At 64.0% G+C, this 15,194-nt stretch carries 16 protein-coding genes; 5 read left to right on the forward strand and 11 right to left on the reverse strand.

The features are described from left to right. Positions 1-66 precede the first annotated feature (66 nt). Positions 67-753, forward strand: coding sequence for a hypothetical protein (locus GLO27_RS09020; protein WP_208323582.1), 687 nt, complete (start codon positions 67-69; stop codon positions 751-753). 88 nt (positions 754-841) lie between these two features. Here GLO27_RS09020 and GLO27_RS09025 read toward each other — a convergent pair whose 3' ends face one another. Together GLO27_RS09025 and GLO27_RS09030 are read right to left on the reverse strand one after the other, a co-directional pair. Further along, positions 842-1,804 (reverse strand): 3-oxoacyl-[acyl-carrier-protein] synthase III C-terminal domain-containing protein, encoded by a 963-nt coding sequence (locus GLO27_RS09025; RefSeq protein WP_167254477.1) that lies wholly within the window; start codon positions 1,802-1,804, stop codon positions 842-844. Next, complete coding sequence (locus GLO27_RS09030) at positions 1,797-2,024, reverse strand: hypothetical protein (protein ID WP_152525884.1); 228 nt, start codon at positions 2,022-2,024, stop codon at positions 1,797-1,799. Before GLO27_RS09030 ends, GLO27_RS09025 begins: the two co-directional genes overlap by 8 nt. A gap of 102 nt (positions 2,025-2,126) precedes the next feature. Here GLO27_RS09030 and GLO27_RS09035 point away from each other — a divergent pair, with 102 nt between their 5' ends. Then, positions 2,127-2,999: a hypothetical protein gene (locus tag GLO27_RS09035; protein WP_152525883.1), complete on the forward strand. Its 873-nt coding sequence runs from the start codon at positions 2,127-2,129 to the stop codon at positions 2,997-2,999. Positions 3,000-3,054: 55 nt separating this feature from the next. Here the strand turns inward: GLO27_RS09035 and GLO27_RS09040 are convergent, their stop codons facing one another. The 6 genes from GLO27_RS09040 to GLO27_RS09065 form a co-directional block, all read right to left on the reverse strand. Further along, on the reverse strand, positions 3,055-4,299 hold the full coding sequence (locus GLO27_RS09040) for a glycosyltransferase family 4 protein (protein WP_167254480.1): 1,245 nt from the start codon (positions 4,297-4,299) through the stop codon (positions 3,055-3,057). Positions 4,300-4,379: 80 nt separating this feature from the next. Beyond that, positions 4,380-5,114 carry an ABC transporter ATP-binding protein gene (locus tag GLO27_RS09045; protein WP_021199817.1) on the reverse strand — a complete coding sequence of 245 codons (735 nt, stop codon included), beginning with the start codon at positions 5,112-5,114 and terminating at the stop codon, positions 4,380-4,382. Then, on the reverse strand, positions 5,114-5,932 hold the full coding sequence (locus GLO27_RS09050; protein WP_031207347.1) for an ABC transporter permease: 819 nt from the start codon (positions 5,930-5,932) through the stop codon (positions 5,114-5,116). Before GLO27_RS09050 ends, GLO27_RS09045 begins: the two co-directional genes overlap by 1 nt. Before the next feature lie 10 nt (positions 5,933-5,942). Further along, on the reverse strand, positions 5,943-7,079 hold the full coding sequence (gene glf / locus GLO27_RS09055) for a UDP-galactopyranose mutase (RefSeq protein WP_167254782.1): 1,137 nt from the start codon (positions 7,077-7,079) through the stop codon (positions 5,943-5,945). A gap of 61 nt (positions 7,080-7,140) precedes the next feature. Beyond that, a complete protein-coding gene (locus GLO27_RS20250; protein WP_021199814.1) occupies positions 7,141-7,791 on the reverse strand; it encodes a hypothetical protein in 651 nt (216 codons plus the stop codon). After that, positions 7,788-8,885, reverse strand: a complete 1,098-nt coding sequence (locus GLO27_RS09065) for a lysylphosphatidylglycerol synthase domain-containing protein (protein ID WP_021199813.1) — start codon at positions 8,883-8,885, stop codon at positions 7,788-7,790. The genes GLO27_RS20250 and GLO27_RS09065 overlap by 4 nt, the downstream gene beginning before the upstream one ends. Before the next feature lie 84 nt (positions 8,886-8,969). Here GLO27_RS09065 and GLO27_RS09070 point away from each other — a divergent pair, with 84 nt between their 5' ends. The 3 genes from GLO27_RS09070 to GLO27_RS09080 are packed head-to-tail and all read left to right on the forward strand — an operon-like array spanning position 8,970 to position 12,461. Next, on the forward strand, positions 8,970-10,076 hold the full coding sequence (locus GLO27_RS09070; protein ID WP_021199812.1) for a DegT/DnrJ/EryC1/StrS family aminotransferase: 1,107 nt from the start codon (positions 8,970-8,972) through the stop codon (positions 10,074-10,076). Further along, positions 10,073-11,029, forward strand: coding sequence for a Gfo/Idh/MocA family oxidoreductase (locus GLO27_RS09075; protein ID WP_021199811.1), 957 nt, complete (start codon positions 10,073-10,075; stop codon positions 11,027-11,029). The genes GLO27_RS09070 and GLO27_RS09075 overlap by 4 nt, the downstream gene beginning before the upstream one ends. A gap of 22 nt (positions 11,030-11,051) precedes the next feature. Further along, the gene (locus GLO27_RS09080) at positions 11,052-12,461 is read left to right on the forward strand and encodes a hypothetical protein (RefSeq protein WP_021199810.1); all 1,410 of its coding nucleotides are present in this window, start codon (positions 11,052-11,054) and stop codon (positions 12,459-12,461) included. On the opposite strand, the gene GLO27_RS09085 is transcribed toward GLO27_RS09080, so the two are convergent. The 3 genes from GLO27_RS09085 to GLO27_RS09095 all read right to left on the reverse strand — a co-directional run bounded on the left by GLO27_RS09085 (position 12,447) and on the right by GLO27_RS09095 (position 15,077). Then, complete coding sequence (locus GLO27_RS09085; RefSeq protein WP_021199809.1) at positions 12,447-12,899, reverse strand: acyltransferase; 453 nt, start codon at positions 12,897-12,899, stop codon at positions 12,447-12,449. The genes GLO27_RS09080 and GLO27_RS09085 overlap by 15 nt on opposite strands. A gap of 82 nt (positions 12,900-12,981) precedes the next feature. Next, positions 12,982-13,908 (reverse strand): NAD-dependent epimerase/dehydratase family protein, encoded by a 927-nt coding sequence (locus GLO27_RS09090; RefSeq protein WP_021199808.1) that lies wholly within the window; start codon positions 13,906-13,908, stop codon positions 12,982-12,984. Between the two features lie 38 nt (positions 13,909-13,946). Continuing rightward, positions 13,947-15,077, reverse strand: a complete 1,131-nt coding sequence (locus GLO27_RS09095; protein WP_021199807.1) for a DegT/DnrJ/EryC1/StrS family aminotransferase — start codon at positions 15,075-15,077, stop codon at positions 13,947-13,949. Between the last annotated feature and the right edge of the window lie 117 nt (positions 15,078-15,194).

The following is a 15,194-nucleotide window of genomic DNA, read 5'->3' on the forward strand; positions in this document are numbered from 1 at the left end:
GTCGTACTCACCGTCGATGTCGATTGGGCACCCGATTGGGCGATGAAACAGTTACTGGATGTACTCGTGGAGGCTGAGACACCGTCGACGTGGTTCGTCACGCATGAATCTCCGATGCTCGACGTTCTGCGTGAGCACCCGACACTCGTCGAGATCGGCGTTCACCCAAACTTCCTCCCGGGCTCCAGCCACGGCGAGAGCCCCGAGGAGGTCATCAGCGAGTGTCTTCGCTTCGCCCCCGAAGCGCGCACGATGAGGACCCATTGCCTCGTGCAATCGACCCCGATCCTGCAGACGGTCGTGGACGCGAGCCCCATCAGTGTCGACGCAAGCGTCTACCTGCGAGACCTCAGCGGGGTTTCTCCTTCGACGCTGCCTCTGGACCATGGACGCAGCCTGACTCGATTCGCTTACGTCTGGGAAGACGACCTCGAGTTCTTCGCTGAGGAACCCCGCTGGGACGGGCCCCGCTTCATCACGGATCGCGGTACGTCGGATGAGATTACGATCATCGATGTCCACCCGATCCACTTCGCTCTCAACAGCGCGAGCGTCGGCCCGTATGAGCGCCTCAAAGCCGCCCTGGGCAACATGCGCAACGTGACGGAAGCTGACGCCGCCGAGTTCAGAGGCACGGCCCCTGGGGCGCGCACTTTCATCCAGTCGATGCTGGAGGCCAAGAACACGCTCGATGCGGAGTTCACGACGCTGTGGAGCCTGGCCGAGTCGAAACGACTCACAGACGCACGCTGAGGTGAACGAAGAGACCCACGCGCACGGTTCGTCGAACGCGGGCCGATCCCCGGTTCGATGAATCGTGCGCGTGGGTCGCGCAGGAACCTCAGATGCGGCGCTGCCTGACGACGGCACCCGCAATGGTCAGCCCAACTCCGAACCCGAGGAATCCGATCATCGACTCATCACCCGAAGCGTCCGCAAGCTGGAACGGGATGGAGCTCTGAACCACGTTGCCGTAGCCTGCGGAGCGGAAGAGACTGCCTTGCTCTGCGTTCAGGACCTTCTCGACGGCGGTGACCACAGTTCTCGATCCCTGATGCACATACCACGAGACATCATCGAGCGAACCGGCCTGGTCGGTCAGGTCCTGGACGACCTCGGCGATGTTGCGCAGCACGAACGTGTAGACCGCTCCACCATTCATCGTGAGATGCCCCGACTCGCGGAGCGCATCAGGTGTGATGCAGAGGTCCGCTGCGTGGCCTCCCTCGGATCGGAATGTCGAAGCGATGATCTCCCACTCGTGTGCGACGACACCGTCCGGAACGTTGGACAGAGGCGCGCCGCTCACGATGAGCACGCTTGCTCCGTCCGAGAACAACGGCGAGACTTTGAGCTCCGACGGGTCGTAGAGCTTCGTGTAGGTGTCAGCGGCGACAAGAAGCACGGTACGCGCGAGCCCCGCGGCGATAATCGCGTCGACGACGGCCAGTGCGCGGACGAATCCGGTGCACGCGTCATTGATGTCGAGGACGAACGTCTCCTTCTTGAGATCGAGCCGCGCCTGAAGGAGATGTGCGTTGCCCGGGGCCGTCAAGACACTCGTCGACGAGACATGCACGAGTCCGTCGACCGCGTCCCGCCACCAACCATCGTCGATCTTCTCGATCGACTCGACGGCAAGATCCATGGCCGAGACGTCGTCCGGTGTGGCGTACAACGTGTGGAACCCGGTCTTGTCCATGAAGTCAGGGCGCACCGGGCCGTACTGTTCGAGAAGCTCGGCGACATCGATCCTCTCGGAACCAAGCGCGGTCGAAGGCCCGTAGACCCAGAGCTTACTCAATGAAGCCCTCTGTCCTGAGGATGCCCGCGAGCTCGTCGAAATCCTTGAACGAGGCGAGCGCGTCGATGTCGCTCACGCCGTCGCCGAGGTGGTCGTGGAGGTGCGTGGTGATCTCGAGCTGGTCGAGGGAGTCCCAGAGACGATCGCTGGGAGCACCGTCGGGCTGCACACCGCCGAGCGCCTCATCGATGAGCGACTTAAGTTCCGCAGATGACATCACGACGGCTGACTCCTCTCAGGCATCGAACTTCTCGACGCACGACACAAAGTATATCCCTCGGGACTCTCAGAGAGGCGTCGAGGGCCGAATAGAATCACTTAGATGATCACTCACGACGACCTCCGCCGCGCTACCGACATAGAAGCCGCAGAGCCATTCGAAGTTGCCGGGCTGGATATGGCAGGCACGGATCCCGGTCGGTCGATTCTCAGCTTCATCGACGACGCCCGCTTCCTGCCGGAGGCCGCAGCCAACCCTGCCCTCCGCGTCCTCCTGGTCGCGACGCCGCTGGAGACGGATGCACGGGCGGTTCTTCACGACGTGGTGATCGTCGTCACCGACGATCCCCGTTGGGCGTTCTACTCACTGCACAATCAGGTCGCGCTGACCTCGACGCTCGAGACGGAACCCAGTGTCATCGCGGACAGCGCCTCGATCCATCCGACAGCGTTCGTCGACCCCATCGGCGTCGAGATCGGCGCGAACGTGATCATCGAGGCCAACGCGACCGTTCTGCGGTCGGCCCGGATCGGCGCCAACGCCGTGATCAGGGCGGGCGCAGTGATCGGCACCAGCGGATTCGAGCACAAGCGAACGAGCCGCGGCGTGTTGAGCGTCGTCCACGACGGGGAGACGGTCATCGGCGAAGGGTCCGAGATCGGGTCGCTCACGGTTGTGGGACGTGGCTTCTCTCGTCGCCACACTCGCCTCGGCGCAGACTGTCGCATCGATTGCAACGTGATGATCGCCCACGGCAGCCAGCTCGGGGAACGCGTGTTCGTTGCCGCGGGTGCGGTCCTGGCAGGAAGCACAGCAGTCGGAGATGACGTCTGGGTCGGCCCCAACGCGACGCTCATCGACCGGGTCCGGGTCGGCGCGGGTGCACGTATCGGAATCGGGAGCGTGGTCTTTCGCGAGGTATCTGCCGGCGACCAGGTCCTCGGCAACCCCGCGCGGGTGGTCGCCCGCTCTTAGCGGGCAGACGTGGTTGCTGTCGGCACGGCAACCACGTTCACGCCGGCTGTCCGGCCTACCCGGCGCGGTTCGAGCGTGAACCCGTCTGAATCAGTTCCTCCGCGAGCTCCTTCAAGACCTCGAGGTGGCGCCCGGCGACGGCATCGATGGTGAAGTTCTGGTCGATGAACGCCCGAGCATTCATCGACACGGCCTCGCGCGTCGCTTCGGGGTTGTCGAGAATCTGATTGATCAGAGCGGCCAGCGCCACGGGATCGGCTCCGGGATCCTTCGAACTCACGGGCGGAACGATGAACAGTTCTCGCCCGCTCTCCACGACGAGATCGAGGAAGTTGTCCGGCTCGATCGCCGCGATCACGGGGATACCGGATGCGAGCGCTTCGAGGCTCGCTGTCCCGAACCCACCACCTTCGAGTTCGTGGACTTCGATCTCCGCCGCAGCGAGATAGTCGGGCACCTCTGCCTGAGGCAGAGCGCCCAGCGCGACGACGGCGTGCTCGACATCGAGCTCAGCCGCGATCTTCAGGAACTCATCGTGGTAGACCCCGCCGACGACCACGACCAGGGTGTCGGGGTGCTCGACGAGGATCTGCGGCAGAGCGCGAACGAGCGCGATGCGGCTCCGTTGCGGAATCACGTGTCCGATCGAGACGATGATGCGTTTGCCCGGCTGCCCCAGCTTCGCGATCGCGACGGAGGCATCCCCGCCTCGCATGACGGCGGGATCGATGCCCACCGGAATGTTCACCTTTCCACTGATACAGCGCGCGTACCGCTTGTCGATGTAGCGATCCATCAGGATGTCCATCACCACGAGCTTCGGCCGATGGACCCGCATGAGAGGAGCGACGAGCATCCGGTCGGCGACCCCGTAGACGAACGAGTTGAACTTGCTCAACGGGCTTTCCAGCCGGGTGTGAATGCTCAGGAGGGTGGGCACACGTCGCTTTCTCGCCCACCATCCACTGAGCCAGGTGAGGTCGAAGAACTGCCCGTGCTGGTGGACGACGTCGGGCGCGAACGCATCGAGCAGTTCGAATACACGACGCTTCGCGCTCGGGGAAGAGACGAACCCGATGTCGAAGTTCGCGGCGAACCGCGTCTTGGGCAGGGTCCAGGCGGGAATCCGCACGATCCTTATCCCGTCCTTCGTCTCTTCCCGCGGCGCCTCGCCGTATGTCGCGGTGAGCACGAGGACCTCGTGCCCGGCTGCTGCATACTTCTTCGCAAGGTGCTGAGCGAGATGCGCCGAGCCACCAGGGCGAGGCGGGAAGAAGTTGTTTACGACTGCAATTCTCATGCCCAGTCCATTTCGATACGTGCGACCGCGGGAATCCGCGCACAGCTGACCAGCCTAACAAGACTCCGGCTGGGGACATCTCACCCCGAGTGGTCCGCGTTGTACATGTCGAGGACTTCGCCGATCGAGGCGTCGAGGACGAGCGCACCCTTGTCGAGGTAGAGTCCCCGAGTGCAGAACCTCCGGAGGTCGCGCTCGTTGTGGCTCACGAAGAAAAGCGTGCGCCCGTCTGCCAGCAACTCGTCGATGCGCGTGTAGCACTTCTCACGGAAAGCCTTGTCGCCCACCGCCAGCACCTCGTCGACGAGCAGGATGGGCTCGTCGAGCTGCGAGACGACGGCGAAGGCGAGTCGGACCTTCATCCCGTTGGAGAGATGCTTGTAAGGCGTGTCCTCGAATCCAGCGAGCTCGGCGAACTCGATGATGCCGTCATAGCGTCGACTCACCTCTTCGCGTGACATCCCGTGCAGACCCGAGGTCAGACGCACGTTCTCCCGAACCGTGAGATCTCCGACGAACCCCCCGGTGATCTCGATGAGCGGAGCCACTCCGCCGTTCACCTCGACCGTGCCCTCGTCCGGCAGAAGCACCTTCGCGACCAGACGGAGGAGAGTGGACTTCCCCTGACCGTTGCGCCCGACGACACCGATCGACTCCCCCGGTTCGACCGAGAACGTCACGTCGCGGAGTGCCCAGAACTCACCCGGGCGCGAACGCCGAGAAGCACCGGCGAAGAGATCCTTGAAGCTGCGGCTGCCGCGCCTGTTGCGACGGAAGTGGACGCCGAGCCCCCGCACTTCGATGGCCGCGCCCATCACAGCTCCTTCAGGACGGGTCGTTCCAGGCTCCGGAATGTCCAGATGCCCAGTCCGAGGATCAACAGACTCATGACGACGCTGATGGTCAGGGTGAACGGGTTCCATTGATCAGGGAAGAAAGGCATGCGATAGAGCATCATGATTCCCGCAAGAGGGTTGAATGCCCCGAGCGTCTGGAAGATGCCGGGAAGATCGGTGACGTTGTAGATGATCGGTGTCGCATAGAACATCGCGCGCAGAACCAGTGCCGTCGTGCGTTCGAGGTCGACGAAGAGCACGCAGAGCGGGGCAATGAGCAGGCCCAACCCGACGAGGAGAACGGTCTGCAGAATCATCGCCACCGGCATCCACAGGATGCCCCAGCCGACGTGCACGGTTCGCCCCGGATCCAGCTCGACGAACAGGTTCACGACGATGAAGAGCACCAGTACCGGCAGCGAGAACAAGTACTCGATGCCCTTGCTGAGCACGATCCGATTCACCCAGATCGAGCGCGGGATGGCGGTGGAGCGCACCAGCCGGGCGTCCTTCTTGAACGCACGGGTGAAGTCGGACACCGAAGCGTTAAACCACACCCACGGGAGCAGCGCGCTGATCAGGAAGATGATGTAGGGCTCTTCGCCGACGTCGCGGTTGAACACCTGTGTGAACACGAACCAGTAGATCGCACTCATCACGAGCGGATCCAGCACCGACCACAGATACCCGAGGAGGCTGGTCGAGTAGCGGACCTTCAGGTCACGGGACGACAGCAGCCACAACGAATGCAGATATCGCCGGGGCGTCCCGGGCGCCCCGACAGCAGCGTGACTCACGATGTCGAGTCTACGAGAGACTGTTGTTCCACATCGACAGCGCCGAGCCGATGGCCATGTGCATGTCGAGGTACTGGTAGGTGCCGAGGCGTCCGCCGAAGTGGACACCCGTCTCGCCCTTGGCGAGCTCACGGTACGCCAGGAGGCCGCCCCTGTCAGCCGCCGTGTTCACCGGGTAGTACGGCTCGTCGTCACGGCTCGCGAAGCGCGAGAACTCGCGCATGATCACCGTTCGGTCGGAGTCGTAGACGTCCTTGCGCTCCGGATGGAAGTGCTTGAACTCGTGGATTCGGGTATACGGCACATCCATATCGGGGTAGTTCATCACACTGGTGCCCTGGAAGTCGCCGACGTCGAGGACTTCCTGCTCGAAGTCGAGGGTCCGCCAGCTCAGAGCACCCTCCGCATAACCGAAGTAGCGGTCGACGGGCCCCGTGTACACGATGGGCACCTGTCCGACCGTGGCCCTCTTGTTGAACGGCTGCGACTCGTCGAAGAAGTCGACCTCCAACTGCACGTCGATGTTCGGGTGATCGGCCATCCGCTCGAGCCACGCCGTGTAGCCGTTCGTAGGCAGCCCCTCCCAAGTGTCGTTGAAGTAGCGGTTGTCGTAGGTGTAGCGCACGGGGAGGCGGCTGACGATGTCGCCGGAGAGCTTCTGAGGATCGGTCTGCCACTGCTTCGCGGTGTAGTCGCGGAAGAACGCCTCGAACAGCGGGCGCCCGACGAGCGCGATGCCCTTCTCTTCGAAATTGGCAGCCGTCTTCACATCGAATTCGCCTGCCTGCTCCCTTATCAATGCACGAGCCTGATCGGGTGTGTACGCGGATTGGAAGAATTGATTGATCGTGCCGAGGTTCACCGGCATCGGGAAGACCGTGCCCTTGTGCGTGCTGTAGACGCGATGCACGTAGTTCGTGAATGAGGTGAAGCGGTTGACGTACTCCCACACCGTCGGATTCGACGTGTGGAAGAGGTGCGCTCCGTAGCGGTGGACCTCGATCCCTGTCTCGGGCTCTGCCTCGCTGTAGGCGTTGCCACCGATGTGAGGACGCCTGTCGATGACCGTCACCTGACGGCCGGCCTCGGCAGCGCGTTCCGCGACGGTGAGGCCGAAGAAGCCCGAACCGACTACGAGGAGATCCAATGTAGACACGTCAGTTTCCCAGTCTTGATCGAAGTGTGAGGGTCAGACAGCGAGCGCCGCGTCAGCCGAGCAGCCGGGACAGGACATCGTCGAATGCTGTGCCGTCCCGATAGCGGCGATCGAGATCCTCGGCATCAGCGTTCGCGATGCCTGAACGCTGCATGCCGACCACGTTCGCACCCACGACCCGCGCGGGCACGCCGTAGACCTTGGCGAAGGCGGGAACATCGGCGGTCACGACCGAACCCATTCCCACCATCGCTCCCACGCCCACGGTGCGGAACTGATGAACCGCCACGCCCAGACCGAGGTTCGCCCGCTCGCCGACCGTGACGTGACCTGCGAGCAACACGCTGGACGCGAGCGTCACGCCGTTCCCGATGTTGCCGTCATGCGCGACGTACACCTGGTTCATGATGAAGGCGCCGTCGCCGATCTCGGTCGGTCGCTGGGAACCCTGATGGACCTGCGCCGCCTCGCGGATGACGTTCTGCGACCCGATCAGAAGGCCAGCTCCGTACGAATCCTCCTCGTCGCGAGGATGGGCGAACGATCTGACCTCCGGCGGTGCGCCGAGGACGACACCCGCACCGATCCAGTTGTCGTCGCCGAGGCGCACCCCGGGATGGATGACGACCCCGGGCCCGACGACGTTTCCGCTGCCGAGTTCGACCCCGCGGGAAACATGTGCGCTCGGATGGATCGTGTTCACGAGGAGGAATCCTTCTTCACGGCTGCGTCATCCTCGCCGCGCACAGGCGCTGCAGGGTGCTCATGTGAGGGAGCTTCGTGCTCCCCGCTCAGGTCGAGGGTGCTGATCGACCCTTCGTCACGTAGTCGACGGCGCATGATGATGACGAAGAGCACCGCGACCCCGGCCGCTGCCACGTCGCCGACGGTGAACATCATCCGCGACACGGCGCTCACGGCGGCCGCCTGCGGGACGGTGACGATCGTCGCCATCGCTGCGACGAGCACGGCCTCGCGCACCCCGATCCCCGACGGAAGGATGAAGGCGAACAGGCTGAGCGAGAACCCGATCGCCATCGCACCCGTCAACAACACCACGGTCTGCGGGTCGGGATCCGCCAGGGAGTTGACCAGCAATGTCAGATGCAAGCCGTAGCAGATGTACGACCCGATGGAGGTGCTGAGGGCGATGAGCACCGTCGACACCTTGACCCGATGATCGAGCGGCGGTCGCCGGAACAGTTTCAGAACGAGGGAAGCTAACCAGGTCATCACTGCGGGATGCAGGCAGATCAGCCCGACCGGAAGCAGTGCGAACAACCACAGCAACTCGGGCTGCTCCTGGGAGAGCAGCGGAACGGCCAGCGCGCCGAGGATGAGGGAGGCCACCACGCCGACGCCCGCAGAGTAGAGAGCGGTGATGAGCACGCGCGGCCTCGAGACGTTGTACTGGCGCCCGAGTTCCATCTGCATGACGTACGACCACACCGATCCCGGCACGTACTTCCCGAGTTGTCCGACCAGGAGGATCTGGGCCGCTCGAAGAAATGGCACCCTGTCCTCACCGAGACCGTTCAGGATGGCGATCCAACTGATCGTGCCGAGCGCGAGGCCTGCGAGCACGAGCAGGAACGACAGAACAGCAGACTGCCAGGCGATCAGCTTGATGGCGGCCGAGACCTCGTCCCACTGCGAGATGAGATAGTACGCAGCAAACCCGAGGACCAGTGCCAGCAGCACATAGCGCAGGATCAGAAGCACCCAGGAGCGGGCGCTGCGGGATTCAGCGATGAGGATTCCCTCTTTCTTTGCAAGCAAGGCGGTGACGCCGGACATATGGGCTTCCGCCGTGTGAACTGGGGGCACGGTCACTCGACGTTATGCTGGTCTGGTTCACGTTCATCCAGATGAGTAGGTCTCATGATACCAATCACCGTCGTCGAGTTCGGAGCCGAGGAAGAGCGTCTCGTGCTCGAGGTCCTCCGCTCCGGTCGAGTCGCCCAGGGTCCGCTCGTCGCGGAGTTCGAGAAGCGCTTCGCCGAACTCACGGGCGTTCGACACGCGATCGCGGTGAACAACGGCACTACTTCGCTCATCGCATCCCTGCAGTGCCTCGACCTCGAGCCCGGCGACGAGGTCATCACGAGCCCCTTCACCTTCGCGGCGACACTGAACGCGATCCTTGAGGCCGGCGCGACCGCACGCTTCGCGGACATCTCCGAGGAAGACTTCAACATCACGGCTGCCTCGATCGAGTCGCGCCTGAGCGACCGCACCAAGGTGATCATGCCCGTCCACATCTTCGGCCAGATCGCCGAGATGGAAGCCATCTCCGGCATCGCGAGAGACCGCGGCCTCCGAATCCTCGAGGACGCAGCACAGGCCCACGGAAGCAAGCTCGGCGACCAGGCGGCCGGCAGCTACGACATCGGCTCGTTCTCCTTCTACGCGACGAAGAACCTGACCACCGGCGAAGGCGGGATGGTCACCACGAACGATGACGAACTCGCCGACCGCCTGCGCATCCTCCGCAACCAGGGGATGCGCGCCCGCTACGACTACGCCATGCTCGGCCAGAACTATCGTCTGACCGACCTCCAGGCGGCACTGGTGCTGCCGCAGCTCGATCGCTACGACGGCATCGTCGAGACGCGCAGCGACAATGCCGCGTACCTCAGCGCCGGTCTCGCCGACGTCAAGGGGGTCATCACCCCTGGAGAGCTTCCCGGTCGCCGACACGTGTGGCACCAGTACACGATTCGTGTCACTCCCGACGCTGCGGTGACGCGAGACGAGTTCGTCGAGCGAATGAACGACGCGGGAATCGGCGCGGGCGTGTACTACCCGAGACTCGTGTTCGACTACGACGCATACCGCAACCGCCCCGATGTGGTGATCGAGCCGACGCCGGTCGCGGAGATGCTCGCGGCCCAGGTCGTCTCACTCCCCGTGCACAATCACCTGACACGCGAGCAGCTCGACACCATCATCGCAACAGTCCGCACCGTCGCTGAAGGAGAGTCATGAGCCAGCCTCGTATTGCACTCGTCGGAGCCGGCACGATGGGGTCGTATCACGCCCGCGTCGTCGCCTCCTCCGATCGGGCCTCGTTGGCGCGAGTGATCGACGGCCGACGCTCCGTCGGCGAGGCAGTCGCAACGAAGTACGACTCCGAGTGGGCACCCGAGCTGGGCGACCTCGACGACATTGATGCTGTGATCGTCGCCGCGTCCACCGAGTCGCACGACGCCCTCGCCCGACAGGTCCTGGCTGCAGGCAAGCCCCTCCTCGTCGAGAAACCGGTCGTCAACGGCTACGAGCGCACGCAGGAAATCCTCGCTCTCTCGGAAGCCGCCGGCGTGCCGATCTTGTGCGGTCTGCTCGAGCGGTTCAATCCCGCTGTTCTCACCGCTCGCCACCTGATCAACGAACCGTTGCACGTCACCTCCGTGCGCCACTCCCCCTACGCCCCGCGCATTCGAACCGGTGTCGCATGGGATCTCCTCATCCACGACGCCGACCTGGCGATCAGCCTGCTGGGTGGAGAACCCACCAAGATCGAGGGAAGCCTCGGCTACTTCCACCCGGACTCCGAGTCCGGCGCGGAGGATGTCGCGACGGCTACGCTCGGGTTCAGCGGAGGTCAGGTCGCACAGTTGTCAGCAAGCCGTATCGGCCAGCGCAAGGAACGGAGCCTGCTGATCCACGAACTCGATCGTCTGGTGGAGATCGACCTCCTTCGTCGCGACGTCACCGTCTACCGGCATGTCTCAGCAGATGCCGTAGACGTGGACGGACGGGGTTACCGCCAGCAGACAACGATCGACATTCCCGAACTCGTGACCTCGCGAGAGCCGCTCGCGGCGCAGTTCGACCACTTCGTCGACCTCGTGAACGGAGACGCCGACGCCGACGCCGAGCGAAGCTCGATCGCTCCCGCGCACATGGTGATCGCTGCCCTTCTCGCAGGCCGTGGGTAAGGATCTCCCGAGAAGAGGCGTCGTGGCGGCGCGGAGGGCGATCCCCCTCGTAGTTCTCTCGTTGTTCATCTCGCTTTTCGGGGCGGGGCTGTTCACCATCGCGCAGGACGGACATCCGCTCTCCGTCATCGACGAGCACATCCACTTCGACACGGCGGTCAAGGCGGGGCAGGGCGAGTTGCCCTACCGGGGCATGCTTCTCGGCCAGGAACTCCTGGATGAGTGGGCTTGCGGCGTCGGGCACGAAGGAGGAGACATCCCCTACCCGTGCGGCGACCCCAGAGTCACGCCCGACGCTATTCCATCGGGTAAGTACAGCACAGGCTACGGGCACTATCCCACCTACTTCTTCGCAGCGGCGGGGTTCCAGAAGATCTTCGGCGCAATCACCGGCTCCGAGGATCTCCTCCAGGGCTTTCGCGTCTTCAGCGCCCTCACGCTTTTCCTCGGTGTCGTGGCGACCGCCGTCTTCGGCTGGCTGCTCGGCTTGCGGGGTGCCCGGTTGATCGCCGTCACCGCTGTGCCGATCGCGACCTCGATGGTCGTCTTCGCCGGCACGATCGTGAACCCGACGTCGACATCCGTACTCGCAGGGGCACTGATCGGGGGTACCGGGCTGCTATGGATGCGGCGAGGCAGGGGCTTCGTCTGGTTCGCGCTCTCCGTGGCGTTCGCGTCGTCCATCGCAGTCACCGTCGTGCTGCCGGCTGGTGGCTTCGGCCTCGCAATGCTCGTCGCACTCATCTGGAAGCGAGCCGCGTTCTTCCGCGAGCTGGAGTGGCACCCACGATGGTGGCAACTGGGAACCCTCTCAGCGCTGGTCCTGCTGCCGATCATCGCCTGGGGTCGATTCATCGCTGCGAGAGCAACGGTGTCGAACGAAGCGCTGTATGGCTTCCTCCCCCCCAGCGGCAAGAAGGACATTCTGGTCGGGGCGACTCTGGAGCTCTCTCTGCTGCACACGCCCTGGCGAGAGACTCACGGGATAAAGAGCCAGCCTGAGAGCTTCATCGGGCGGCTCGCGCACGCCTTCTCCGAAGGAGCGCCCATCTGGATCGGAACGCTCATCTTCGGTGGCATCGTCGTCGCACTGCTGCTCCAGCGATGGTACAAGTTCAGCACCGTCGACGCTCTCCTGCCGCGCGCGCAGGTCACTGGTGCCCGGGGCTGGGCACCGACCGCCTTCGACGCCTCGGTGAATCTCGTCGCCCTCGGGACCCTCGCGACCATCATCGTGTATCCGCCGGCGTTGCGGATCATGAACTGGATGAACTTCGGGTTCGACTTCCCGATCGTCGATCGCTACTCCAGCGCGTTCACACCGCTGCTCGCGATGCTCGCACTGCTGATGATACGCAACCGCTGGTTCGCGATGCTGCTCGCCGTCATCGCCGTGCTCACCGGTCTCGGTACGGTGTCAGGCGCGATCTGAACGGGATTTCGTGACAGGCTCGAAGCTCGGATCTGCAGGCTCGGACAAGTCGACAGTACCGATCACCCGCGCAGGTACGCCCGCGACGATGCTCCGCGCAGCGACGGGCCCCGTGACCACTGCACCGGCACCGATCACCGCCTCATCACCGATCGTGACGCCCATGTTGATCACGGCGTTCGCGCCGATGAACACGCGGTCGCCAATGGCCACGGGCTGCCGGTCGACCTGATCGTACGCGCGACCCGAAACGCAGCGCTTCGCGCTCGAATGGGTGTAGATGTGCACTCCGGAGGAGATATCGCATCCTTCGCCGATCGACAGTCCGCCCGACCCGTCGATGAGCGTGAATGCGCCGATCCAGGTGCCCGCACCGATGCGCGGCTCGCCGATGATCCAGGCATTTGGATTGTAGGGGTTGTCCGGAAGGCTGGTCATGGTCGCTCCTCTGCGCCGAATGAACGAACTGGGGGCGCGACGGCGTGGCCATCGCGCCCCCATCTCGTAGGGTGAACCCGCGTCAGGAGTTCTGCACGAGTCGGGTCATGCCCGACACGACGTCGATCTCGGCTTCGAACCCGAGCACGTCCTTCGCGCGCGTCGTGTCTGCCGCACGACGCGAGACGAGCACCGGACGCGGATTGAACTGCGGCTCCACGTCAGCTCCGACCGCGGCGATCAGGATGCGCGCGAGGTCGGCGACCGTCGTATCGATTCCGGTTCCGACATTGACCGGAACGTTGGCCTTCTCCGAGGTGAGGGCGAGCACCACAGCACGGGCGATGTCCTTGACATGGATGAAGTCCATGGACTGCTTGCCTTCGCCGTCGATGACCGGTGCCTCACCGTTCTTGAGGCGGTTGACGAAGTGGTTGATGACCGACGTGTAGTAGGCCGTCGTCTTCTGTCCCTCGCCGTACACGTTGAAGAAGCGCAGCGCGATCCACGGGAGATTCGTCTGACGCTGGTAGTAACCGAGCATGTCCTCGGCAGTGCGCTTACCGATGCAGTACGGCGTGAGGGGGTTGAGGCGGTCATCCTCGTGCATCGGGAGCTTCTCCGGGTCGCCGTACACCGATGCGCTGGACGCGATCACGATGCGCTTCGCGCCGAGCTCGGATGCGGAGGCGATCACGTTGTGCATGCCGACGACGTTGGTGTCGAACGAAGCGTACGGATCAGCGACAGACTTGTTGATGGAGTCCGCGGCGAGGTTGATGACGTAGTCATATCCCTCCATGGCGTTCCGAACGGCTGCGCCGTTGCGGATGTCCTGATCGATGACGTCAACACGGCCCGTCTTCGTGAGTTCGTTCGCTGCGTCGCGGTCACCGCGCCACATGTTGTCGAAGATGCGAACGGTCCATCCCTCGTCGAGCAGTCGCTGGACCACGTGAAGCCCGATGAACCCGGCGCCTCCGACGACGAAGACCTTCTTGTCACTCATTGAATCGATACTCCTTTGGTAAGTGGAAACAGCCCGCGTCAACGCGCGAGCGGGATGGCTTCGGCAAGGACCTCAACGACACGATCCACGTCGTCGAACGTCAGATTCGCGTGCATCGGGATCGCGAGATGACGCGTGAAAAGGTCTGCAGACACCGGCAGTGAACCCTCGAACCCGTACACAGGCTGGATGTGCGATGCGTAGGTTCCGAAGTTGCACTGCACACCGCTGTTGCGCAGATGCGCGGCGACGAGCCCCCGATCGATATCAGCATCGAGCGTCACCACGTACGACTGCCACGGGTGAGTGCGGTCGTCCAGGGCGACCGGAGCGGTGACTCCCTCGAGGCCACGAAGACGCTCCGCGTAGGCGGCGGCGATCTCGCCGCGGCGAGCCACGAGCCCAGGAAGCCGATCGAGCTGCGCGAGCATGATCCCCGCGGAGATGTCGGAGAGACGGTAGTTGTAGCCCGCTTCGTCGAAGGACGGGATCGGGAGGTCCGAGCTCCCCTCGCGCGACAGGGCGGGCGCGATGCCGTAGGTGTGGAGCTTTCGTGCGCGCTCGGCGAGGTCTGAACGGTCGGTGACGAGGGCTCCGCCTTCGCCGGCCGTGATGCCCTTTCGCCCGTGGAAGCTGAAGGTCGCCACGTCCGCAAGGCTTCCCGCGGGCCGCCCCTTGTAGGAGGCTCCGGCAGAACAGGCCGCGTCCTCCATGAGGAACAAGCCGTGCTTGTCGGCGATGGCGCGAAGTTCGTCGTAATCCGCAGGCTGACCGAACACGTCGACGGCGAGGATGCCCACGGTGCGCTCGGTGATCGACGCCTCGACTGCCGCCGGATCCACCGACCAGATGTCAGGACGGATGTCCGCGAACACCGGCTTCGCCCCCGTCCACATGACGGAGTGTCCGGTGGCAGGGAAGGTGTAGTCGCCGACGATGACCTCATCCCCCGGCTTGACGCCGAGGGCATCGAGCCCGAGGTGGAGCGCAGATCCGCAGTTGCTCGTGGCGAGTGCGTGCGCGGTGCCGACCGCTTCCGCGAAGCGCCCTTCGAACTCACGGCACGTCGGTCCTGCTCCGGAAAGCCATCCCGAATCGAACACGCGCTGAACCGCCGCGAGCTCTTCTGGTCCGACAGTCGGTTCGCCGAGAGCGACGGTGTGCGCCATCGTTCACCTTTCGCTTGAAGTGGGGTTCGGAGAGTTCACGGCACTCGGAGCCGTAGGATCGAAACGTGGTGCGGGCACCAGAATCGCCACCGCCATCCTACCCGCTTGTTGTCGTCA

Source organism: Microbacterium sp. Be9 (assembly GCF_011754135.1).
Lineage (GTDB): Bacteria > Actinomycetota > Actinomycetes > Actinomycetales > Microbacteriaceae > Microbacterium > Microbacterium maritypicum_A.